General features: G+C 37.6%; 23 protein-coding genes, 1 pseudogene and 1 riboswitch. Of the genes and pseudogenes, 10 read left to right on the forward strand and 14 right to left on the reverse strand.

Going from position 1 to position 22,231, the window contains the following annotated elements; genetic code table 11:
* Positions 1 to 34 precede the first annotated feature (34 nt).
* Positions 35 to 634, forward strand: a complete 600-nt coding sequence (locus tag JFV29_RS08050) for a DNA-3-methyladenine glycosylase (protein ID WP_201182320.1) — start codon at positions 35 to 37, stop codon at positions 632 to 634.
* A gap of 174 nt (positions 635 to 808) precedes the next feature.
* Here the strand turns inward: JFV29_RS08050 and JFV29_RS08055 are convergent, their stop codons facing one another.
* Positions 809 to 1,429: a nucleotidyltransferase family protein gene (locus JFV29_RS08055; RefSeq protein WP_201182322.1), complete on the reverse strand. Its 621-nt coding sequence runs from the start codon at positions 1,427 to 1,429 to the stop codon at positions 809 to 811.
* Positions 1,422 to 2,471 (reverse strand): XdhC family protein, encoded by a 1,050-nt coding sequence (locus JFV29_RS08060; RefSeq protein ID WP_201182324.1) that lies wholly within the window; start codon positions 2,469 to 2,471, stop codon positions 1,422 to 1,424. The genes JFV29_RS08055 and JFV29_RS08060 overlap by 8 nt, the downstream gene beginning before the upstream one ends.
* Before the next feature lie 552 nt (positions 2,472 to 3,023).
* On the opposite strand from JFV29_RS08060, the gene JFV29_RS08065 reads away from it, so the two are divergent.
* The 3 genes from JFV29_RS08065 (at position 3,024) to JFV29_RS08070 (ending at position 5,558) form a co-directional block, all read left to right on the forward strand.
* The gene (locus JFV29_RS08065) at positions 3,024 to 4,418 is read left to right on the forward strand and encodes a sigma-54 interaction domain-containing protein (protein WP_201182326.1); all 1,395 of its coding nucleotides are present in this window, start codon (positions 3,024 to 3,026) and stop codon (positions 4,416 to 4,418) included.
* A gap of 484 nt (positions 4,419 to 4,902) precedes the next feature.
* Complete coding sequence (locus JFV29_RS30935; RefSeq protein WP_269083720.1) at positions 4,903 to 5,034, forward strand: hypothetical protein; 132 nt, start codon at positions 4,903 to 4,905, stop codon at positions 5,032 to 5,034.
* Between the two features lie 347 nt (positions 5,035 to 5,381).
* Positions 5,382 to 5,558 carry a zinc-binding dehydrogenase gene (locus JFV29_RS08070; RefSeq protein ID WP_446728239.1) on the forward strand — a complete coding sequence of 59 codons (177 nt, stop codon included), beginning with the start codon at positions 5,382 to 5,384 and terminating at the stop codon, positions 5,556 to 5,558.
* On the opposite strand, the gene JFV29_RS31610 is transcribed toward JFV29_RS08070, so the two are convergent.
* The 3 genes from JFV29_RS31610 to lepB all read right to left on the reverse strand — a co-directional run bounded on the left by JFV29_RS31610 (position 5,482) and on the right by lepB (position 7,491).
* A complete protein-coding gene (locus tag JFV29_RS31610; protein ID WP_446728242.1) occupies positions 5,482 to 5,703 on the reverse strand; it encodes a hypothetical protein in 222 nt (73 codons plus the stop codon). The genes JFV29_RS08070 and JFV29_RS31610 overlap by 77 nt on opposite strands.
* Before the next feature lie 28 nt (positions 5,704 to 5,731).
* Positions 5,732 to 6,778 (reverse strand): nicotinate-nucleotide--dimethylbenzimidazole phosphoribosyltransferase, encoded by a 1,047-nt coding sequence (gene cobT, locus JFV29_RS08075; protein ID WP_201182328.1) that lies wholly within the window; start codon positions 6,776 to 6,778, stop codon positions 5,732 to 5,734.
* 164 nt (positions 6,779 to 6,942) lie between these two features.
* A complete protein-coding gene (gene lepB, locus JFV29_RS08080) occupies positions 6,943 to 7,491 on the reverse strand; it encodes a signal peptidase I (RefSeq protein WP_201182329.1) in 549 nt (182 codons plus the stop codon).
* 201 nt (positions 7,492 to 7,692) lie between these two features.
* Here lepB and JFV29_RS08085 point away from each other — a divergent pair, with 201 nt between their 5' ends.
* Entirely contained in the window at positions 7,693 to 8,673 is a 981-nt protein-coding gene (locus JFV29_RS08085; protein WP_201182331.1) for a bile acid:sodium symporter family protein, read from the forward strand.
* 20 nt (positions 8,674 to 8,693) lie between these two features.
* On the opposite strand, the gene JFV29_RS08090 is transcribed toward JFV29_RS08085, so the two are convergent.
* Positions 8,694 to 9,878: an acyl-CoA dehydrogenase family protein gene (locus JFV29_RS08090; protein WP_201182333.1), complete on the reverse strand. Its 1,185-nt coding sequence runs from the start codon at positions 9,876 to 9,878 to the stop codon at positions 8,694 to 8,696.
* 409 nt (positions 9,879 to 10,287) lie between these two features.
* On the opposite strand from JFV29_RS08090, the gene sfnG reads away from it, so the two are divergent.
* Together sfnG and JFV29_RS08100 are read left to right on the forward strand one after the other, a co-directional pair.
* A complete protein-coding gene (gene sfnG, locus JFV29_RS08095) occupies positions 10,288 to 11,397 on the forward strand; it encodes a dimethylsulfone monooxygenase SfnG (RefSeq protein WP_201182335.1) in 1,110 nt (369 codons plus the stop codon).
* A 146-nt stretch (positions 11,398 to 11,543) separates the two neighbouring features.
* Positions 11,544 to 12,089 (forward strand): NADPH-dependent FMN reductase, encoded by a 546-nt coding sequence (locus tag JFV29_RS08100; RefSeq protein ID WP_201182337.1) that lies wholly within the window; start codon positions 11,544 to 11,546, stop codon positions 12,087 to 12,089.
* Positions 12,090 to 12,404: 315 nt separating this feature from the next.
* Here the strand turns inward: JFV29_RS08100 and JFV29_RS08105 are convergent, their stop codons facing one another.
* The 3 genes from JFV29_RS08105 to JFV29_RS08115 form a co-directional block, all read right to left on the reverse strand.
* Entirely contained in the window at positions 12,405 to 13,190 is a 786-nt protein-coding gene (locus tag JFV29_RS08105; protein ID WP_201182339.1) for an SDR family oxidoreductase, read from the reverse strand.
* 15 nt (positions 13,191 to 13,205) lie between these two features.
* Entirely contained in the window at positions 13,206 to 14,060 is an 855-nt protein-coding gene (locus JFV29_RS08110) for a RhaT/GlcU family sugar-proton symporter (protein ID WP_201182341.1), read from the reverse strand.
* Between the two features lie 589 nt (positions 14,061 to 14,649).
* Complete coding sequence (locus JFV29_RS08115) at positions 14,650 to 16,476, reverse strand: APC family permease (RefSeq protein ID WP_201182343.1); 1,827 nt, start codon at positions 16,474 to 16,476, stop codon at positions 14,650 to 14,652.
* Between the two features lie 151 nt (positions 16,477 to 16,627).
* Positions 16,628 to 16,771: riboswitch (cyclic di-AMP (ydaO/yuaA leader) on the reverse strand.
* Positions 16,772 to 16,927: 156 nt separating this feature from the next.
* Between JFV29_RS08115 and JFV29_RS08120 the strand changes: the two genes are divergently transcribed.
* From JFV29_RS08120 to JFV29_RS08130, 3 genes are all read left to right on the forward strand, one after another.
* Positions 16,928 to 17,068: a hypothetical protein gene (locus tag JFV29_RS08120; protein ID WP_201182345.1), complete on the forward strand. Its 141-nt coding sequence runs from the start codon at positions 16,928 to 16,930 to the stop codon at positions 17,066 to 17,068.
* Positions 17,069 to 17,495: 427 nt separating this feature from the next.
* Entirely contained in the window at positions 17,496 to 18,890 is a 1,395-nt protein-coding gene (locus tag JFV29_RS08125; protein WP_242486797.1) for a cytochrome P450, read from the forward strand.
* A gap of 93 nt (positions 18,891 to 18,983) precedes the next feature.
* Positions 18,984 to 19,157: a hypothetical protein gene (locus tag JFV29_RS08130; protein WP_157444081.1), complete on the forward strand. Its 174-nt coding sequence runs from the start codon at positions 18,984 to 18,986 to the stop codon at positions 19,155 to 19,157.
* A gap of 134 nt (positions 19,158 to 19,291) precedes the next feature.
* Here the strand turns inward: JFV29_RS08130 and JFV29_RS31615 are convergent.
* The 5 genes and pseudogenes from JFV29_RS31615 to JFV29_RS30270 all read right to left on the reverse strand — a co-directional run.
* A pseudogene (locus tag JFV29_RS31615) lies at positions 19,292 to 19,405 on the reverse strand (YjcZ family sporulation protein); the annotation flags it as partial.
* Positions 19,406 to 19,886: 481 nt separating this feature from the next.
* Entirely contained in the window at positions 19,887 to 20,756 is an 870-nt protein-coding gene (locus JFV29_RS08140; protein ID WP_342366516.1) for a GerAB/ArcD/ProY family transporter, read from the reverse strand.
* On the reverse strand, positions 20,686 to 20,991 hold the full coding sequence (locus JFV29_RS30265) for a GerAB/ArcD/ProY family transporter (RefSeq protein ID WP_242486798.1): 306 nt from the start codon (positions 20,989 to 20,991) through the stop codon (positions 20,686 to 20,688). Before JFV29_RS30265 ends, JFV29_RS08140 begins: the two co-directional genes overlap by 71 nt.
* Before the next feature lie 24 nt (positions 20,992 to 21,015).
* The gene (locus JFV29_RS08145; protein WP_242486799.1) at positions 21,016 to 21,918 is read right to left on the reverse strand and encodes a Ger(x)C family spore germination protein; all 903 of its coding nucleotides are present in this window, start codon (positions 21,916 to 21,918) and stop codon (positions 21,016 to 21,018) included.
* Positions 21,915 to 22,205: a Ger(x)C family spore germination protein gene (locus JFV29_RS30270; protein ID WP_242486800.1), complete on the reverse strand. Its 291-nt coding sequence runs from the start codon at positions 22,203 to 22,205 to the stop codon at positions 21,915 to 21,917. The genes JFV29_RS08145 and JFV29_RS30270 overlap by 4 nt, the downstream gene beginning before the upstream one ends.
* Between the last annotated feature and the right edge of the window lie 26 nt (positions 22,206 to 22,231).

The raw sequence follows: 22,231 nt of genomic DNA on the forward strand, positions 1-22,231 counted from the left end.
ATTTTATCTATAAGAGACTATATGGAGTGATACTATGCTAAAGGATACAAATTTCCATTCAATATTACCACCGGAGTTTTATCAGCAGCCAACGCTCGTGCTGGCAAAATCCCTTCTCGGCTGCCTGCTGGTAAAAGAAACATCAGAAGGAATCGCTTCTGGATTTATTGTTGAAACCGAAGCCTATATGGGACCGGAAGATAGGGCTGCACATAGTTTTGGAAATAGAAGGACGAAGCGGACTGAAGTGATGTTCGGAAAGTCCGGAATGATCTATACATACGTCATGCACACCCATACGCTTGTCAATGTCGTAAGCGGTGGGCTGGATAAGCCGGAAGCCATCTTAATCCGGGCTGTGGAACCCTATTCAGGGCTTGAGTTAATGCATGAAAGACGTGGGCTTGCTGATTTTCGAAAGTTGACGAACGGACCTGGAAAGTTATCCAAAGCACTAGGCATTACTATGGCCGATTATGGTCAACCTTTCACAAAAAAGCCGCTTTATCTTGCTTCTGGAAAAAAGCCTGAGCACATATCCAGCGGACCCCGAATCGGCATTGGCAACTCCGGAGAAGCGAAGGACTATCCATGGCGTTTTTGGGTAACCGACAATCCTTTTATATCTCGCTAATAATTTATTATTTTCCTATGCTTAAAAGGAGTGACCGCAAAACACGGTCACTCTTTTCTTTTAGGTTTCAGAACAAAAGTTAGAATGGGCAACCGAAAAATTACAAAAAGCACTGCTCAACCACGATTATATAGGAGCTACTCGTGCAGTAGTCCCTTTCTAGCCAAAGCTTTTCTAAGTGTAAAGTTCTAAATCAAAATATTTTTTCATTATTAAGTAATCTTCAGGTGTATCAACATCCATTCCCCACATCTGGTTATCAAAGGAAATGATCTTTGTTAATTGTGTATATTTTTTTATAATTTCTTTGCCTCCTTGATCTCCATCTATTGAATCGAATTCATTAAATAATTCAGCATCAAACAGAACTGGATGACCTAAATCTTCCTTATATTTTGACCGGACAATACGAATCCCTTCATGCTTATGAGCTTTATAGTGGTCAATTAGTAATTGTACAATTGATTTGGAAACTAAGGGTTGATCCGCTAAGAAAACCATGACAGCATCCACATCTTTTTTTACCGCCTGAATACCGAGTTTCAGAGAAGAAGCCATACCATTTGTATAATTTTGATTATAAATAATTTCTATATCTTCTAAATCATGAGTATAATGTCGAATTTCTTCTATATAATGACCTGCGATTAAAACGATTGGCTGTAATGAAACATCGACCGTTGCTTTAAGAGCATATTTAAAAAGAGGTTGACCATTTAAAGGTAATAATAGTTTAGGTTTTCCCATACGTGTTGACATTCCAGCTGCAAGAATTACAGCTCCTACCTTAACCATGGATTTTCGTCTTTCCATGGAGTGGAACCGGATTTCTACCATTTTTGACTGTCATTAGTTCAGTAACAATACTTATGGCTACTTCCTCCATCGTTTCGGCTCCTAGATCCAAACCAATTGGTGAATGTATCGGCCCATCGGAAAAAGTTTGTCCAATATTTATAAGCATTTCTTTTGTTCTAGCCATAGGACCAAGAACACCGATGTACCGTGGATTACTTTTCAAAGCAAGTTGTAATGCCTTTTCATCAATCTCTTGGTAATGATTCATGATGATCCACCATGAATCGGTGACATTATTTGAATTAATCTCTTCAGGATTTTCGATTAAATGTATAACAGAGGGGAAAAGTCGAGGGTTGTTAAATTCCACACGTGAATCTAATACAGTAACTGAAAAACCAGCTTTAGCAGCCAAATCAGCCACAGGTACTGCATCCCTTCCGGCTCCAGCAACAATTAATTTTTCCCCAGGTTTAACTGCATCAATTAGAAATCTGCTTCCGTCACAGCTCATTATTTCTGCACGAGTTTGCGTGTCCATACTATTTCTTGCTTTTTCAACAACCTCGCAGGGGAGATTATCCAAATCCCCAATTATATTACCTTCTTTTTCAATCAATAACCTCCTCCCAGTAGGTATTTCCAGTACACAAGAGAAAGCTTGACCCTTCTGGATAATATCTTCTGTTTTTTTCCAGAATACATCATTTTGATCTATAGGTAGAATGAGCATTTCAAGAATCCCTTTGCATCCTATTCCTAAACCCCACACTTCATTTTCACTTAAATCGTATTTATGTGTTAAAGGCGTTTTCATTTCCATTGCCTTTTCTGCCCACCCAAAAAGATCGCTTTCCAAACATCCTCCGCTTATCGTACCGAACATTTGCCCATCAGAAGCCATCATCATTTTAGTACCTGGCAGTCTGTAGGCAGAACCTTTAACACTAATTTGCATGGCAATCGCCGCTTGTTCGTTACGTTCCCATGCTAATTTAATATTTTTAAATACATCTTTAAACTCTTGTAACCGTGACATATCCGTTTCTCCTCCTGCCTGCTAAGAGTTAATTATTGACCTTTATGAAGAAAGTGAAAGATAAAAAGGAAAAATCCCTTTTCTTATCCATTTTTTCACAAAAAAATTTCTCTCTATACTATCTATTTAGTATTCTTTCTTACTAAAACTATGCTAAGAAACAGTGAAAGAGCAACAAAACATAAAATAGCAATAAACCGCCTTTATAGGAAACGCTCACCTAGATTAAAATGCAAAAGAATCAGTCCTAATGCTGCGATTAGATACGAAACACAGCCTAATATTCCTCACTGTACAACTCGTTGTGAAAAGAGTTAAAAGCATAAATAAAATTATCGTCGCACCTGCTCCACAAAAAAACTGCACGCATTATAAATTTATTAGAATAAAAGCCTACCATCATTTGAACAAAAGGCTGCTAAAGCAAAGCTGACCAAAAAGATCCTGGTCACAAATGATTCACTTTCAAATCAAAATATCTGAAAATTCTTGATTTTATCCTTGTTTTTGATTTATATTTGAATCACTAGAACAATAGATAAGGAGAAAATAATGAGTGATAACAATGTGAAAAGAGTATTGGACACCATCATCAGCACATCCAATAACAATATTACCGTGACCGATGAAAAGGGTTTTATTTTATTTACGAATCCTAACCACTGGTGGATTTATGGAATTGAGCCCGACCATTATCTTGGAAAATCGGTTTACCAGCTGGAAACTGAAGGAATACTTTCTCCATCGATCACCGCTATGGTTTTGAAAGAACGGACACCTATTCAAATCATGCAACATACGAAGACGGGAAAAATCGTCATGTCGACTGCATATCCCATCTTTAATGATGATGGTGAATTGGTTCGCGTCGTTAGTTATGCCCAGGACCAAACAGAAATCAGAAACCTACAGGATCAATACGGACAATTGAAGAAAAAGGTTCAAGACTACCAAACAGAGGTCGAGGAACTTCGGGAACAGGAAGAACTTATCTATCGAAGCAAGGAAATGCGGCAAATCGCCAAAACGATACTCCGTGTTTCAAAAACGGATGCTACTGTCATGCTTCTCGGGGAATCCGGGGTTGGAAAGAGCGTCTTTGCCCGAAGGCTCCATAATCAGAGCTATCGCAGTAAAGAACCATTCATCGAAGTCAACTGCAGTACCATTCCAGAAAGTCTTTTTGAATCTGAAATGTTTGGATACGAGGCAGGATCCTTCACAGGGGCGCAAAAGCATGGGAAACAAGGATTAATTGAACTGGCACATAACGGAACCTTATTTCTAGATGAAATCGGAGAACTTCCCCTGGATATGCAGGTGAAATTATTAAATGTTCTGCAGGAGAAAAACTTTAAAAGAGTGGGTGGAAAAAAAGAGCATAAGATAGACTTTCGGCTCGTAACAGCAACAAATCAAAACCTCGAAGAAATGGTAGAAAAAGGATTATTCAGGCTCGATTTGTATTACCGCTTAAACGTGATTCCTGTCCATATCCCACCTTTACGAGAAAGAAAAGAGGATATTGCCATCTTAATCAATCATAATCTCGAGATCATTAACAAGAAATACAAGACCGACAAGAAATTGCACCCATCCACATACGAAATCCTCATCCAGCATAAATGGTCCGGGAACGTACGTGAATTAGAAAACTTAATTGAACGGCTCATTTTGACTTCCGAAGACTCCATTATTTTCCCAGGCTTCCTCCCCTCCTACTTTCATAGTCAAGAATCTTTGGAGAAAAAGGATGATACCCTAATGATCGATCAAATGATGGTTGAGGACAGCGATCTCAAGACAGCTCTTGAACAAGTGGAAAAATGGATGATGATGAAAGCACATAAACAATGTAAATCCACATATGAAATGGCTAAATTTTTAGGCATTAGCCAGCCTTCTGTCGTTCGAAAAATGAAGAAATATCAAAGTCAACGCTCCTGAGTAATGTAGCTTTGAAATAAAATTTAATCAAATTAATGCTATTGAGATTTCCTTAGTCATTTTTGTGTTCCTTAATCAACTAACGCACCTGTAGTTGAACAAGTACTTTCTCTCTAGAATTCGAACACACTTCGATCCACATATCAAAAGAAAAATACTTTCGGCTGAAACAGAAGTTCAATTCTACATGACCAATTACAACAGCAAGCAGACGCTTAAGCAACCAATGATATCATTGCCGGTAAGGAAGAATTAACTTAATTAGCTAACTTCAAATTACAAATATACAAGCAGTCTTTGATGTGTAATATCGGGAAGTGTTACCAACTTAAACAACTACATAAGACCTCTACAACCTCTCCTATTTGGAGGGGTTTATATTATGAAATCAACTTGTACACTTTTCCTAATCCTTTTTTTCTTTTTATGTTTTATCTTCTAGTTTTTGGAGACCTTAAAAATAACCACAATTAGGAGGGGTAAAGTGAAAACAGAAGATGAAAAAACCTCAGAAGGCTTAAATGAGATTTTTGAAATTATTAATGCTAAAGGTGACATAGAAGAATTAAAAGAAATCGTCCAAAAATCTGATGAACAATTAGATAAAGACAAATAAATGAGAGGATTTAATATCCTCTTTTTTAGCTGATTTACATTCTTCTTAATGAATAGTTTGAGTCAATTACGACACCAAAGATCAACTATCCTGCACCTTTATCTGCATAAGGAAAGGCGATCCTTCTTAATGAAGAATCGCACCTATTAGTGGAGCAAGGATAGTAATCTTTTTGTCTATCAAAAAACTCTCTTTTCTAAACTTTGAATACTGAATATCGGTATCCATATTCTTGAAAATTCTAACAGAGATATTACGTTTCAGTAAATAACTCTCCTTTGTTCTCGTTATTCTATCTTGCAGCTGTCGCTGGGCTGCCACAGGTTGTTCAAATGCTTTGGACTTCAATGATAGGCAGCAAGAAAGTAATAGGTGGAATAACATCCGGAAGAACTGAGGATCTAATCTTTCTCAAAGAGCTTATTGAGGCGGGAAAGATAAAATCTGTCATAGATAGGCACTCTCCGTTGGAACAAATTGCCGAGGCTCATAGCTATGTAGAAAAAAGGACACAAAAAGGGTAATGTAGTAATAACTTTGGAACATAATAACAAAACCTAATAAAGCGGATGCACCGGACCGCTCATGGTAAAAAAACAAGAAATCACGGTAAATGCATGATGTTTTTTTCTTAGCAGGTCTTTTTACATAAAAATAAGAGGCCTTCATATAGAAAGCCTCCTTCTTACTATAATTATTATTTGTTTGACACACCTGCCGACTCAAATGTTGCCATTTCCTTTATGACCAATGTCGCCGACTTAAGAATAGGAAAAGCAACTGCGGCTCCTGTTCCTTCTCCTATTCTCATTCCCAGTTGAAGAATTGGCTCTTTACCAAGCAATTCAATGGCCGTTCTATGTCCCGGCTCTGCGGATTGATGTCCGACAAACATATAATCAGATGCACGACCCGAAATCAGGTTTGCAATTACAGCAGCCGTCGTTGTAATAAAACCATCTACAAGAATGGGAATTCGGTTATTGGCTGCTGCTAGCATGGCTCCTGCCATCCCGGCAATTTCGAATCCGCCAATTTTCATCAGAATATCGATTGGATCATCAGGAATAGGTTTTCTTAATAAGATTGCTTCTTCAATAACTCTTTGTTTATGTAAAATACCTTCACTTTTTAGTCCTGTTCCCTGGCCTACAAGCGATTCTACGCTCTTCCCGCTAATAACGGAGATGATTGCAGAACTAGCTGTCGTATTTCCGATTCCCATTTCACCGAGGATTAGACATTTCGCTCCCTGTTCAATCATTTTCTGCGCGCGCTCATACCCGATTTCAAGCGCTTGGTTTACTTCTTCCCGTGTCATCGCATCTTCTTTATAGAAGTTTCTTGTTCCACGGCGGACTTTCCTTGAAGTTAATTCCGGTGCTTCAATATCAGCGTCAATCCCGATATCAACTATGTCAAAAAAAGCATGAATCGCACGGCTGAATACATTGATGGCGGCTCCGTTATTCAGGAAATTGAGAGCCATTTGTTCTGTCACTTCTTTTGGATAAGCGGAAACCCCCTCATCCGTAATCCCATGATCGGCTGCAAACACAATCACGCCCGGTCTCGATACTTCAGGAAAGGCTTCACCTGTCATCTTTGCTAATTCAATTATCAATTCTTCCAGCCGTCCCAAACTTCCCTGCGGAACTGTCAGAGAATCCACATACCTTTTTACCTGCTGTCCCATTTCTTCATCCAGCATTGGGATGGAGAGAGTGGCTAATTCATTCTTCATTATGAAAAAACCTCCAAAATTCAAAATAAAAAACCTTAACCATTGGAAAAGGTTCTTAATCTATCATCTGCTATAAATACAACTTAGTCCATATTATTACGCTATAAAATTTCTCTTCAAGTAATATGGATAATTAACACACGCGTATTCCAAGTTTATAATTTTTACTGTGGCATCCCTAGTTCGCTTAATGGATAGAAACGAAATTCCACTTTACCCACAAGTGATTCCTCGGATATAAAACCAAATCTTCTGCCATCCCAGCTATCCCTACGATTATCTCCCATGACAAATAAATAACCATTGGGTACTTTGGATTTCCCTAATAGATTTTGCAGGGTAAAATTCTCCGTCAGATTTTCTTCAGGTGGAATTTCCTCTTTATTTGTTTTCAAATATGGTTCTGCATACTTTTTCCCATTGATATATAGTACGTCTTTTTTCACTTCCACACTGTCACCTGGAAGGCCGATCACCCTTTTGATATACTTCTTATCTGCATCAGGAGCATGAAATACGACCATATCGAAATGTTCGATCTTACCGATTTTTGTAACTACAATCCTGTTATTGTTTTCATAAGTTGGCTCCATTGATTTACCTTTAACAATCACTGGGGTAAATAAAAACTGGTTGCAAATAAACACGATTATTAAAGCAAATAGGATAGATTTCACCCATGAAAATACTTCACTTTTTATATCTTTCTGCATAGATACTCCCCTCTCCTCTATTTTGAACGGCTAACATTTCTAAAATAAAAATCTCTTCATATTAATATTTTACTTAAATGGATTTATTATGTATATAGTAGAAGTCGTTAAGTCAAAAGTTCATTCTTTTAAAATACGTATTATTGAAAATGGTAAACTTACTTATGAAGAATTTCACGTAGGAGATGGATGGATGAATGAATGATGCTGAAGACTATTAATAAACAAATGGATAAAGCTATGCCGCTTATTACACCAATAAGCGTTGTTATTGGCGTCTTATTAGCCGAACATTTAACTGACTACACATTTCTAGTTCCATGGATATTTGCTTTCATCACATTTGCAGGAAGTTTAGGCTCAAACTTTAAATCACTGCAACGGGTAGTCACACACCCTTTACCTGTTTTCATCGTTTTGATCATCCTGCACGTACTTATGCCAATATGGGCCTGGGCCCTTGGCCATTTAGTTTTTCGTGGGGATGCCTTCACGATTACGGGTTTAGTTTTATCAGTAGTCATTCCAACGGGTGTCACCAGTATGATTTGGGTATCCATTTATAAAGGAAATGCCGTACTTGCTCTAACCATTATCCTCATCGACACCCTGCTCTCTCCATTCATCGTTCCTTACAGTGTTGCCCTTTTCGGTGGCGGCTCAATCGAAATGGATATGTGGTCAATGGTGAAAGGGTTAATCGGAATGGTCGTTCTTCCGTCCATGCTGGCAATGTTCTTGAATCAGACTACGAAAGGCAAGGTAAAAACAAGTCTATCCCCCCGCTTAGCCCCTTTTTCCAAACTAAGCGTAGGAATTGTCGTAATATTGAACAGTTCAAAAATTGCACCCTATTTAACTCATTTCGACAAAAAATTAATAATCATGACCTTCTTAGTTTTATTTATAGCCGCTTCAGGCTATGCTCTTTCTTGGATAATTGGTAAATTATTAAAATGGGAAAAGGAAGACGTCATTACCTTAACTTTTACCGGCGGGATGCGGAACATCAGTGCTGGAGCTGTTCTTGCGACCACCTATTTCCCGGCTGCCGTTGCGGTTCCTGTAGTACTTGGAATGCTGTTTCAACAGATGCTCGCTTCCTTTTTCGGATATTCATTAGATAAGTATTACCATCGACGTTTTTCAAAGATTAAATCGGATGGTTTTTTTAAAACTTGAAATAATTCATGCTTACTTCGTTAGGAATAAGGTGTGATTTCAGGCACCTTAGAATTGAGGGCCCAATTGCCGATATCCCGAATTTTATATTCAATCGGATCATGCAATGTATGGGTTCTTATATTCCTCCAAAATCGATCATACTGATACCTAGCCGAGGTAGCTCTTGCACCCATTACATCAAACATACGATTCGTTACCTCTAATGCCGTTTTCGCTACAGAAACCTTCGCTGTTGCAATTGTGATCCCGCACTCTCCCCGTTCCTGCTCAGTTAGTGTCCACTCTTTTCCCCATACAAACTGCAGGGCATCTGCAGCATTTTGAGCCAGTGCAGCTGAAGCTTTTAATTGAACGAATAATTCTCCATAATGGCGAATGGTATAGGGATCGCTGGTTGCATCTTCTACATTAGACGTCAACCAAGGACGGGTCACATTCTTTGTATAGTTTTTTGCTTCTTCAAAGGCTCCTTCCGCAACTCCTAGCATCACATGAACCAAAATTGTTTGGGCAATATGTGTCCTTAATGTAGGAAACAAACCTTGGAGGTCTTGTTCATAATAATTAAGCACCTCTTCATTTTTCAGTAACACTTCATTAAAAATAACAGTCCCGCTGTCTGTTTGCCGCTGTCCAAAACTATCCCAATCATCCTGTATAATAATTCCTTTTCGATTAGTTGGAATAACAGCAATAACAGGGCGATCAAAACCTGTGCTCTTAGCAGAAATCAATAAGCGGGCAGAATCCATTGCCCCTGAACAAAAGCTTTTTTTCCCACTCAATATCCATTGTGAGTTTTCTTTCTTCAATAGCAAATTTTCATCCCGCGGATTAAAGGCATTTCCCCAGAACAAATTTTTTTCGGCCGTTTCCTTATATAACTTTTCTTTCTGAAATGGAGATCCGAATAAGTGGACAGATGTCAAACATAAGAAATGATATCCGAATAAATGTGCGATCGATCCATCCACTTTTGCCAGTTCACGTGTTAATTGTAAAACTGTTTTCCAATCTTCCCCTTTCCCTCCTAGGGATTTTGGAATCATAAGCGAAAGCAAACCACTTTCACGAAGTAAGTCACGCTCAAATTTTGCCGTTCCTCCTCTTTTATCTCGCTCAATTGCTGTTTTAGCAAATTCCTTCGCGAGATTGTTAGCTATCTCAAGATAATTAGCCTTATTTTCTTTCGCTATTTTCATTAATTGAGTCCTCCTTAATTCGTCTTGATTTTTCAAAAATAATAAAGAGACTCCCCTCTCAAGATATAATCCACCTTGAATTGGGAGCCTCTAGTGACCTAGTCGGCTATTTAATTATCAGAATCTTCGTTTTAATATTAAATCTAATTAAACACATTAGTCAAGTAATGATTAAGAATGGTTTTTTATAAAGGGTACAAATCCGCCTCTCAATACTCACTTGACAGGTAGGCTTAATGTATATTAAACTTTCTCACAAAGGTGTACGTACTTAAAAAAACAAAAAATGCTGACTGGTTTACCAGAGGCTCTTGTCGAACTCTTCTTTTTTGAAGGCTGACAAGAGCCTTTCTTTATGAAAAATTGCTTTTTAGATAAGAGTATTCCCGAAAAACAGGAGGTAATTTTAATGAGTTTACAATTTGCATATTGGGCACCAAATGTAAGTGGAGGTCTGGTTATTTCGGATATTCCCCAAAGAACAGGTTGGACGTATGACGCGAATAAACGATATGCACAAATGGCCGAAAATCTTGGATTTGATTATGTTTTACTACAAACTAGATTCTTTGCAAGCTATGGGGCTGAGAATCAATTAGAAGCTGCTACGCTTGCTTCTGCATTGGCAAGTGTGACTAATAAAATTAATATCATTACAGCCGTTCTTCCTGGACTATGGCACCCAGGTGTCGTAGCCAAAATTATCTCAACAATCGATCATATCAGCAATGGACGTGCTTCCATAAATATCGTTAGTGGATGGTTTAAAGGCGAGTTTACTGGTTATGGAGAACCATGGTTAGATCATGATGAACGTTATCGGCGTTCTGAAGAGTTTATACAAGTTCTACGGAATTTATGGACAAAGGAAGCGACTACTTTTAAGGGTGATTTTTACCGAACAAATGAAGCACCCCTAAAACCCAAACCGATTAACCCTCCCAAAATATTTCAAGGTGGCAACTCTATTGCCGCAAGAGAAATGGCAGGACGAGTGTCTGATGTTTATTTTATAAACGGAAACACACTAGAGAAATTAAAAGAACAAATAGACCATGTACGATCACTGGCTCGCTCGAATGGAAGAGAAATTCAGATTGGTGTCAATGGTTTTGTGATTGTCCGTGATACAGAAGAAAAAGCAAAACAAGTTTTAACAGATATTGTTTTACATGCAGATCAAAAGGCTGTCGAAGGATTTAAAAGCCAAGTGAAATTTGCAGGTCAAGCTTCTTCACAAGGTGAAGGAATGTGGCAAAACTCAACATTCGAGGATCTCGTTCAATACAACGACGGATTTAAAACCGGGTTAATTGGGTCTGCCGAGCAAGTTGCGGACCGCATCATTAAATTGAAAAAAATCGGAGTGGATATCATCCTAACAGGATTCCTGCACTACGAAGAAGATTTACAAGTCTTCGGGGAGAAGATAATTCCTCTCGTAAGGCAAAAGGAAGCAAAGGTAAAAGAAGATACTGCTACTATATCGCTAATAGCAAAGAATGCAACACTGATTTAAAGTGGTCACAATACTCCGAAGTAGTACAAGTATTTGAGTTTTCATAAGCATCCTTTTTCCCTTTCAATAAAATAACAATTATAATATCAAAGTGGAACAAATTAACACGAATGGAAAATACAAATAAATACTCGGGGGTAATGAAGATGAAAGTTGTTGCAATTGTAGGGAGTATTCGTAAAGAATCTTATAACCTAAAGCTTGCTAAATTTATTCAAACTCAATATCAAGAACGGTTTGAACTTGAAATCTTAAACGTTCGGGATTTGCCTTTTTATGACCAAGATATCGAAAACGACCCTCCTGTAGTGGTAAAAGAATTTAAAAGCAAAGTGGCCAATGCAGATGCAGTCTTGTGGGTAACTCCTGAATACAATGGAACGATTCCAGGCGTATTAGGCAATGTTATCGATTGGTTATCACGTGTAGATAAAGTCATGATTGGTAAACCATCATGGATCATGGGTGCGTCCATGGGACATTTAGGAACGGTTAAAGCCCAATTACATTTGCGTGAAATTCTATTTGCTCTAGGTATCTCCTCTCCTTTGCTTCCTGGAAATGAAGTTTATGTTGGAGCAGTTCATGAAAAAATCGATAAAGAAGGTACTCTTACTCATGAACCGACTGTTCAGTTTTTAGATACGGTCGTTGATAACTTCATTACCTGGTTTAATCATCATAATCGTTAATTTAGTAAAAATCCCAGTAGGAATGATCCTACTGGGATTTTTTGTGCATCAAACCTATTCATTAAGCTACCTACGCCTAGTATAAGTTGTGAGACAGATTCACTCTTTTTTAGCTGAACTTGCATCTTCCCTTTTTAAAAAGTCTTAAAAAGATTGAAGAACGAGCCAACCCGGTAAAAGGCCGCTCTTTCAGTTTTATTTCATAAGAACTATGTTGAGAAAAGCCCTTATTATGTATAGAAAAGGGCTCGCCTATTATACCAGAAGTAAATTTTCATCCATTAATATTAAGATGAGTTTGTTCAAGAGATGCCTTCATCCTCTTCCCGCTTGAAATGAAGGGTATTTCGTCATGCCTCCATCAGCAAATAGGGTGATGCCCGTAACATAACTAGACTCTGAAGATGCCAGCCATACGGCAACCGCAGCGATTTCTTCAGGCTTTCCAATGTACCCCATCGGAATCATACTTTCAAGATCCTTTTTCTTTTCAGGATCTTCAAGCTTGTCGGCATTTATTGGTGTGGCTATTGCACCAGGACCAATGCTATTTACACGAATACCTTTTGGCGCATATTCTAACGCCAAAGTTTCCGTAAGCAACTTCACACCACCCTTGCTTGCCGCGTAGTGAACAAATAAAGGCCAAGGAATTTTCTCATGTACACTGGACATGTTTATCACATTTCCTTTAATGTTGTTTTCTACAAAATACTTGATGGCTTCACGGCAACCTAAAAAATTACCGGTTAAATTGGTATCAATTACCCGGTTCCAGTCGCTTAAGGGCATCTCATGTGAAGGAACTGGATTTTCTATTCCTGCATTATTAATGAAAATGTCTAGTTTTCCAAATTCCTTTATGGCTGATTGCACAAGATTAATTACGTCTTCTTCAACGGTGACATCACCTTTTACTGCAATAGCCACCCCATCAGTTTTTTTGATTTCTTCTAACACACTATCTGCTTCCTCTAATTTAGTACGGTAATTAACCACGACCTTTGCCTTTTCCTGAGCAAAGCGAATTGCCATTGCTTTTCCTAAACCAGTAGATGAACCAGTTATCACAACGACCTTGCCTTCTAAATCTGTATACATTCTATCATCCTCCAATTAGCTTTTTGCGAGGCCGAGCATAACCCCAGCTATAATAATCAAGATAATTCCAATAATGATTCCAATTAATTGGCGCTTTGTTTTCTTCTCACGTAAAATGATGATCCCGCCGAGAGTTGAGATGACTATGCCCATTTGAGATAGGGAAAAACTCGTAGCGACTCCCACACGAGGCTGTGATATAAATAAAAACATGTTTCCTGCTGCCCATATTAATCCAGGAATGATATTGCGAATTGCATACTTATTAAACGGCTTATGTTTAAACGTTAATAATAAGCCACCTACTACCATCCCGATTGCTTGAGGAAACAATGCTGACCAGCCATTAACATCAAAAAGACGTGCAACAACCACATAAACTAAATAACCAAATGTTGAGATGAGTAGAATAACGATTCCCTTTTTCAAGTTTCCCGATTTACTCGCTTTTGATTCTTTATCTTCCAGTGAGGTCAACACGATTCCAATGATAATAAATACTAAAGCCAGTACGCCTAAAATAACCGCTTTCAGTGTAGACCATTCGTGAAAAACAATGACTCCAAATAAAGTAGTAGAAATCAGCTGTAATCCCGTTGAAATCGGCATTGTTTTAGAAACACCCATTAAATCAATGCTTTTGAGCTGATTAGCTTGTCCAACAGCCCAAAAAAGTCCTGAAACAAACCCCACACCAAAAACTAGAGGTGACAACTTGATATCCGCGAAAAAATAAACCCCAATAGAAAAAATCAAAGCCCCAATCGTTGTACCGAGCGTTTGACTATAGGGACCACCACCAAGTTTCACATTAAATAAAACGATACTTCCCCAGAATAGTGCCGGTAAGAGAGCTAATAATATATCCATCTTCAACCCCCACATATGTATGTTCAAAACATTAAATCAGGAAATTTTATTTTGTCTTTTTTTAATATGTTCTCATTAAGGAAATTGATCCATGGTAATTTTATCAATGAAAACTTCTTAGATTTTGATCATCTAATAACCAATTAATCTAATGAATGATAATGATAAATTCAAAAGGATAGACAAATTCAGCTTCAGAAATATTGTCCAACATAAAAAGGATTGCCAGCGGCAACCCTCTTTTCTCAATATAGAGCGTAAATTGAAGAAAGAGCAAACCCAGTTAAGGTTTGCTCTAAGACTGACTGTAGGCAAAAGTGTTTATTTCTAATTGTTAAAACAAAGTTCATTGGAGCGGAAGGTGCAAGACTCCTGCGGGAAAAGCGTGTGCAAGGGAGACCCCACAGGCGCAAAGGCGCCGAGGAGGCTCCCTGACCGCCCGCGGAAAGCTTAGTGCCCTACGTTCCAATCAACGTTCGAATTTTTACAACCCCTCAAAAAAACTGTAGACAAACCCTGTTAAGGTTTGCTCTTTCGGTAGAGAATACAGCAAAGTAAGGCTGTCTGTGAAATCACTTGTTATATATTTTTATTTCTTCAAATGATAAGGTACTGTCGTAATAACTACATTTCTTCTATACAGTAAGTAGGCACGGATCAGTAAACTAGATTGGTTATGAAGAATATTGTGCCAGCCTTTCTTCGGAATAAATTGTGGAATGATTACAGTAACCTTATAGTTAGATTCCCTCGCTTTATGTTCAACTGTATCTACAAATTTAGTTAATGGCTGAATGATACTTCTGTAATAAGAGTTCAGTGTGACGAGTCTAACATCTGGTTGCCACTTCTTCCATTTTTCTTCGAATTTTTTTTCATCTTCTCTTTCAAAAGCAACATAAACGGCAATAACCTGATGTGCTGAAAGAGATTTAGCATAATTTAAGGAGTTCTCAACCACATGCGTTATACCAGCCACAGGTACAATAATAATATTCCCTTCTATTGGTAATATAGGCTCACAAGTTGTAATCCTAAGTTGGTCACCAACTGCTTCATAATGCTTTCTAATTCGATGAAAAATAACAATGATGATAGGTAAAAAAATCAAAACAGGCCAAACCTGAGTAAATTTGGTTAAAAAGAATATCATCGTGACGATAAAGCTAATAATGGCACCAATTGAATTAATGGTTAATTTCATCATCCATCCTTTTGGCTTTTCGCGAATCCATTTAACAATCATCCCGGACTGAGACAACGTAAATGGAATAAATACCCCTACCGCATAAAGTGGAATAAGATTTTCTGTATGTCCTCCAAATGCGATTATTAAGATGATTGATGCAAGTCCTAGTATGATAATTCCATTGGAATATCCTAATCGGTCTCCTCTAATTGTAAACGCCCTTGGTATGAATTTATCCTTTGCAAGATTTACCGCAAGCAAAGGGAAAGCAGAATAGCCAGTGTTGGCAGCAAGAATTAATATTAATGCTGTCGTTCCTTGGATAAAGAAATACATAAAGTTGCGTCCAAATATCTCTTCAGCAATTTGTGAAACAACAGTTACCTCTGCGCTAGGAACAATGCTTAAATAATAGGCTAAGAATACAATACCCGTAAATAACACAGCAAGTAAGGAACCCATTGCTATTAATGTTTTTGCAGCATTATTAGGCGCTGGATTTTTAAAATTTGGAATCGCATTGGAAATCGCTTCAACTCCTGTTAATGCAGAGCTACCTGATGCAAAAGCTCTTAGAAGTATAAATAAACTGATCCCTGCTACTGGTGTTCCGATTGATGCATGTAAGTCAGGGGAAACTTCACCAGTCAAAATTTTGTATACACCTACACCAATCAGAATGAATAACGCTAAAACGAAAAGATACACTGGATAGGCTAATACGGAAGCCGACTCTGTTACCCCTCTTAGGTTAAGGATGGTAAGAAGAATTACAAAAATTATAGCAATAACGACATTATATGAATGTAGGCTGGGAAAAGCAGATGTGATGGCATCTGTACCCGCAGAAACACTTACAGCCACAGTTAGGATATAGTCGACTAACAAAGATCCTCCAGCTATCAGCCCAGGATTTACACCCAAATTATTTTTTGAAACCACGTATGCTCCCCCGCCATGAGGATAAGCAAAGATAATTTGTCTATAGGACAAGATTAAAGCCATTAACAGAATCAATACACCAATGGCGATAGGAATGGAATACCAAAATGCTGCGGCACCCACTGTAATTAAAACAATTAAAATTTGTTCCGGGCCATATGCAACGGAAGACAAAGCATCAGAAGATAATATGGCCAAAGCTTTTGTTTTGTTAAGCTTTTGGTCACCTAATGCAGTAGATTTTAGAGGCCGACCTATTAAGAACCTCTTTATAGAAGATAACACTAGAAATCACCGCCATTTTTCAAATTAAGTTTATTTTGCCCAGTTATATGAAAAAAACTTTACGAAAAAAACAAGAATAAAATAGAAAAATGCCCACAAGTCATAGTTAAATAGACCTGCAGACATCATTTTTTTGTCTCACAAGCTCCACCTTCCTTCTCATATAACGCTTACGAGGTTAGCTGTCGGATTCGGACCTTTGAGTAGCCCTACCTAGAAAGGATTCACCCCTTGGATTGTAAAACAATCCTAATAACGGTTCCCCCGTACCATAAGGTTTCAGCGATTTAGAAATATGAAACTGTTGATATCATACTCCCGTGATTCGGAAAAGTAAATGAAAAATTTGCAAACAAAAAGAATAATTTTTTCTTAGAGAGGTTATGTTGTTAACGAATACTTCATTAGTGATTAAGACGCATGGTACCAAGAAAGGATAGAAGAGAATTACATGCCAAAAAAAAATGATAACCCAATAATATCTGATGAATTTTTAGATCAAGTGGTTAAAGAAATTAACGAACAATATGGTGGTCCTACAATGGAAAAAAATGATCAGCACCAAAATAGAGATAGGGAAGAACGAAGCTGAATACATCTCTTATTTATTAACAAAAGGAAATTCCTTTCTGATTATCCCCCCAAAAAAACTCTGGATTCCTCTCACCCAGAGTTTTTTTACACTAGACACCTTTAATTCCTCACCTGTTTATTACCAGTAAATTAGGAACTGCCATTTGTACTTCTCTCCTCTTTGTGGTTTCTTATCAGCTCAAAATACGCTCTCACGATTTGTAATTTTTCTATACTCAACTTATAGAGAAAACTTTATTTTTAGTTGAGTACGAATGGAAATCTAGTAATCTCCCCTCACCCTTTAGGACTCGTATATTCATTCATTATGATTAACTAATTAAAAATTATGTGCTCTTTCTTTTAACAACTTGTCCAAACCAATATAGCTTATTCTCATAGAATGATTACAAGAAATTATTATTACCGAAAGGAGAGAAACAACATTGAGTGAAAATGATGAAGTTTTATATGATACTCCAATGGTCCCAAATGGAAAACTAATTTCTGGCCATACAAAGGAGTTTCAAAAAGATGTACTTGGCTTTCTTACCCGTTTATCAAAAGAATATGGAGACGTTGCAAAATTTCGTTTTGGACCTTTCCAAAATGTTTACCTCATTTCAAATCCGGATTTAATAAAGCAGATACTTGTAACGAAACAAAAATCCTTCGTCAAATCAAAGGACAGCAATGCTATAAAACCACTCGTTGGTGATGGACTTCTTACTAGCGAAAAAAACGTTCACATGCGCCAGAGAAGGCTTATTCAACCCTCTTTCAAAAAGTCCCATATTAGCAATTATGCCCAGGATATGATAGATATAACAATGGACTTTATTTCAACTTGGGAAAATGAGAAAGAACGGATTATTACGAAAGATATGATGAATATCGCCCTTGGGATAATAAGCAAGACCATGTTCAGCATGGATTTCAAAGATGGGTATGATGTGGTCGGAGAACCGATGGAAGCAGCCTTGAGAATTTCCGTCAAAAGGATGAGAACACTTCTTCAATTACCCTTATGGGTTCCAACTAAAAGCAACCGTGAATATAAAAATGCGATACAAAGACTTGATAAAGTGATTTATAGCATTATCGAAAAACGTAGGGAAGATGCAGAAAGACATGAAGATATGCTTGGAATTTTAATGGAGGCTCGAGATGATGAGGACGGCTTAGGTATGTCAAACCAGCAAGTACGCGATGAACTAATGACCATCTTCATTGCCGGTCACGAAACGACGGCAAATGCGCTTTCCTGGGCCATATACTTTCTTTCACAGAATCCAGAAGTGGAAACTAAACTTTTCAATGAAATAGATAGAGTAATAGGCAACCGGACTCCTACGCCTGACGATTTCATGAAATTAACATACACACAAAATATTATCAGGGAATCACTTCGCATATACCCGCCAGTCTATATCATTTCACGGGAAGCGGAGGAGGATGTGAAAATAGGGGGGTATCATTTTAAAAAAGGCGATATGTTTTTGCTAAGTCCATATGTGGTGCAGCACAAGCCGGAGTATTTTGATAATCCAGATTCTTTTATTCCTGAGAGATTTGAAAACAACTATTTGAAAACTTTACCTACGTACGCTTACTTTCCGTTTAGCGGGGGACCAAGAGTTTGTATTGGTAATTATTTTTCATTGATGGAAGCTGTGCTTGTCCTAGCGTGTATTGCTCAACGATATAGAATTACGCTAGCACCGGACCATCATGAAGTAAAACCAATTACAACACTTACACTCAGACCAAAGCGTGGATTGCGCATGATAGTAGAAGAAAGAAATGAAGAAGGGTTCCACCCTGGAGCTTCTGAAATTTAAATGAATATAAAATGGATTACATGAACAAAACTTTCGTTTTTAAGAGCCGGACCTATTTTGGTGGACATCTGAATTACAAAAGGAGGGATGAAAATGTATATGCTTCATTCACACAAGATGGGTACCATCCACACTGAAATGCACTATCTAGGGATGGCTTCACAGGTATTTGCCGGTTATTTAGAATTTCTACAGGATAGTGAACAGGTGCAGGACACCGATTACCTACATCCACTTTCTTTCTCCACGTTATGTGAGAGTGAATAGAATAGCCTCACAGTTCTTTTTAATAATTATAGAAGAAACCGACCCTATTAAGGTCGGCTTTTTTTATTTTTTTAGCAGTAGCCGCCATATCCTTGAACCGGGGCATATCCACCGTCGTATCCACCACCGTATCCACCACCACAAAAGCTAGCTCCAACAATTATTAACAATATAAACAAAACAACTATAAAGGCGAAACCTCCACCAAATCCAAATCCGCCGTCACAACTTGACTCACAACCTGACATATAGAAACATCTCCTTATTTGTTTTTATAGAAGAACTTAAATGGGTTAGTTCATCTTATGCACTAGTCAGGAAAATGACAGCAATAATACAATTTAACTTTTTTTGGTCTTATAATTGGTTATTTCATGATCTTCACTGAATATTGAATAGGATGAAAATTATTTTGTATCAGCTTTATATTTATTTTAAAGTCTCACTTATATAGTGTATATTTTCAGATGATTAACCGCACTTTAAGTAAAGATTGAAGGTGATAGGATGGCCAAAATGCTTCCAGTTTTATTAATTTTTTTAGGTACGTATTTACTTATTATGGTCATTGACAACTTACAGGGTTTGAATATGTTCCAGTCTCTCTATAACATTAAACAATATTTTACAGTCGCTCGTGGAGAAGATTACTTTCTCCTCTTTTCATTCATTTTTTTCTTTCTATTTTTGAGTATCTTCACCGCCATAAAAAACCAACAGCCTCCCTCTTCATGAAACTGTTGGTTTTATTTTTTGCTTTATATATGCTGTAATCAATAATAGAATGGGGACTCCTATAAACAAAGGTAGATGCAGCAAGTAAGGGACAATTTTGAGTCCTTCATCTATATGAGCCTGATAGCTAGGGGCAATCATAAGCGAAGAGAAGAAAATAACACCGCCAATCACATAAATGGATATAGAAAAAGGTTTCATTTGAAATAAATCGGTTGCCCCAATCACGGCACAAAAGAAAAAGATGGATATTTTAATGAAACCTAAAATGATTAGTAGAATAAGGATGAACGGATCCAATCTTTCGATAAAATCAACGATATTAATATAACTGACAGCTGAAAGAGCAGGGAAAGTAGATCGGAATACGGCATCTGGACCTAGTACACACAAAAGAATAATCGAATTAATGGTTAAGGAAACTCCACCTATTATAATAGCTGATAGGCCAACTTTTACAGCCTGACTCTTTTTATTCAAATACGGAAGAATCATCGTAAACGTAATCAATTCTCCATAAGGTACGGTGATACCAGTAGGAAACAACTCTTTCCATACCTTTCTCCATCCGTTGCCTAATACAGGCTGTAGGTTTTCCAACTTTATATATCCGCCTAATACAAACACAACATTCAGAATCAAAAGGGTCAAAATAATAATGCCAAAACATATGCATGCAACTCGTGCGAAGGCTTCCAGTCCTAGGTGAACTCCATAAATTAAAACAAGTGTCATACATATCCCTAACGTTATTATGGATGTACGATTATAAGTTGAGCTAATTAATAATTCTTCAAAATCCCGTAATACTCTTGAAGCAAGATAAACAAAATAGATAAATATAGCAAAAACTGATGACACCACCTACATATTTACCCCAGATTTTACGGACATAGCCGGTCATTGGTATGTCAGGATATTTCTTATATAAAGAAATATACACTAAATACAGTACACATCCGATAAGGGTTGATAAAAGAGTCACAATCCAGACATCTTGCTTGGCACCCTTTCCTATATCCAGCAGTATATTACTTCCAAACATAAAAATAACCATCATACAAAATAACTGAAATCCATCAATTTTTATTTTGGCCAATGACTGCTCATCTCCTCATTCCATTTATTTCGGCTCATAAGGTTCCATTCGCATTCCGGAATTTATAACATTGACGTTGACCTTCATCGATATCTGCGCTTCTGAAAATAGGTTATCCCAATTTTTTTTATGCTGACGCCAATAATTCGGGTTTGTGCGAGACAGTGCATCACCAAAACCGAAAATGTCTGCCTTTTCTTTTTGAGCGATGCTAATGGTCTTTTTTATTTGCTTTTTTAGTTTATTTCCCATTTTTTTTTCGAACTCTTTTAACAATTTAGGATTGCTTAAATCCAGTTCACATGATGTATTTACCGTTTCAGCCATCACGTTCATGCTTGTGTGAATGACAGGTTGTTCATGATGGATTTCGGTTTTTATTTTGCTTTTTACTCCGATAGTGTTAATCGTTACATTCCCCTTATCACCGCAAGGTAACACAACTGGGGTCCTATTTATTTCCGATGTAACGAAATTAGCAGCCCGGGCGGTTTCCCCATCTAACCATCTCACCAATTTTCCTTTTCTAAATATAGCTAATCCTTTTGACTCTAAAATAGCTGGGGTTGTCGTCTCAAAATTGCTTGTTTGCTTCGCCTTCTTTGAATCATTCCTTATACTAATTCCGGGAAGTAATACGTCCTTACCTTCACTCAAAAGCGCTGAAATGGCTTCATATACTAACACTTCACTAGATGATCCATACATTTGTTGATTATTTTTAGTTGTACTTACGATATTTTTACCCGGAGTAATCTCAAGTGGTTCAATTACACTAAGCACATCCTCAGCAGTCTTCCCGCGCGCAATAAAAATGGGGATACTTGTCCTTGCACTTTTGCCTCTATCAAAAGCATCAAATAATAAATCAATACCATTTCGTGCTAACTCTTCGTCTATAACAATGAGCGAAAGATGTGAAATCATGTTTTCTCTATAATGACGGATTCCTTTCCAAATGCCTCAAGTAGCGTTTTTGCCGTTATCGTATAGTTGATAATAGCTAGCCCCTGACCTCCTGAAGAACTAGTTTGAGATACCCCGCTCGGATTAATGACTTGATACGTTACTCTGTACGGTTGTTCTGGATCGTCGTTTTGATCAATTCCCATCCCTGTAATGACCCCTAGCTGGTTTAATTCTCGATAATTCGAACATCCTGAAATCAATAAACAAATGGCTGCGATCCATAAAAGTGAACTATTAATTTTCATTTTTTTGTCCTCATTCGTCTTTAGCC

Source organism: Peribacillus sp. TH16 (assembly GCF_016651095.1).
Classification (GTDB): Bacteria; Bacillota; Bacilli; order Bacillales; family DSM-1321; genus Peribacillus; species Peribacillus butanolivorans.

What these genes read in the sequence shown, in the direction of transcription:
- JFV29_RS08050 (WP_201182320.1), top strand. Translation starts at nt 35, where the DNA reads ATGCTAAAGGATACAAATTTCCATTCAATATTACCACCGGAGTTTTAT.
- JFV29_RS08055 (WP_201182322.1), bottom strand. Translation starts at nt 1,429, where the DNA reads ATGGTTAAGGTAGGAGCTGTAATTCTTGCAGCTGGAATGTCAACACGT.
- JFV29_RS08060 (WP_201182324.1), bottom strand. Translation starts at nt 2,471, where the DNA reads ATGTCACGGTTACAAGAGTTTAAAGATGTATTTAAAAATATTAAATTA.
- JFV29_RS08065 (WP_201182326.1), top strand. Translation starts at nt 3,024, where the DNA reads ATGAGTGATAACAATGTGAAAAGAGTATTGGACACCATCATCAGCACA.
- JFV29_RS08070 (WP_446728239.1), top strand. Translation starts at nt 5,382, where the DNA reads ATGATAGGCAGCAAGAAAGTAATAGGTGGAATAACATCCGGAAGAACT.
- JFV29_RS31610 (WP_446728242.1), bottom strand. Translation starts at nt 5,703, where the DNA reads ATGAAGGCCTCTTATTTTTATGTAAAAAGACCTGCTAAGAAAAAAACA.
- cobT (WP_201182328.1), bottom strand. Translation starts at nt 6,778, where the DNA reads ATGAAGAATGAATTAGCCACTCTCTCCATCCCAATGCTGGATGAAGAA.
- lepB (WP_201182329.1), bottom strand. Translation starts at nt 7,491, where the DNA reads ATGCAGAAAGATATAAAAAGTGAAGTATTTTCATGGGTGAAATCTATC.
- JFV29_RS08085 (WP_201182331.1), top strand. Translation starts at nt 7,693, where the DNA reads ATGATGCTGAAGACTATTAATAAACAAATGGATAAAGCTATGCCGCTT.
- JFV29_RS08090 (WP_201182333.1), bottom strand. Translation starts at nt 9,878, where the DNA reads ATGAAAATAGCGAAAGAAAATAAGGCTAATTATCTTGAGATAGCTAAC.
- sfnG (WP_201182335.1), top strand. Translation starts at nt 10,288, where the DNA reads ATGAGTTTACAATTTGCATATTGGGCACCAAATGTAAGTGGAGGTCTG.
- JFV29_RS08100 (WP_201182337.1), top strand. Translation starts at nt 11,544, where the DNA reads ATGAAAGTTGTTGCAATTGTAGGGAGTATTCGTAAAGAATCTTATAAC.
- JFV29_RS08105 (WP_201182339.1), bottom strand. Translation starts at nt 13,190, where the DNA reads ATGTATACAGATTTAGAAGGCAAGGTCGTTGTGATAACTGGTTCATCT.
- JFV29_RS08110 (WP_201182341.1), bottom strand. Translation starts at nt 14,060, where the DNA reads ATGGATATATTATTAGCTCTCTTACCGGCACTATTCTGGGGAAGTATC.
- JFV29_RS08120 (WP_201182345.1), top strand. Translation starts at nt 16,928, where the DNA reads ATGCCAAAAAAAAATGATAACCCAATAATATCTGATGAATTTTTAGAT.
- JFV29_RS08130 (WP_157444081.1), top strand. Translation starts at nt 18,984, where the DNA reads ATGTATATGCTTCATTCACACAAGATGGGTACCATCCACACTGAAATG.
- JFV29_RS08145 (WP_242486799.1), bottom strand. Translation starts at nt 21,918, where the DNA reads ATGATTTCACATCTTTCGCTCATTGTTATAGACGAAGAGTTAGCACGA.
- JFV29_RS30270 (WP_242486800.1), bottom strand. Translation starts at nt 22,205, where the DNA reads ATGAAAATTAATAGTTCACTTTTATGGATCGCAGCCATTTGTTTATTG.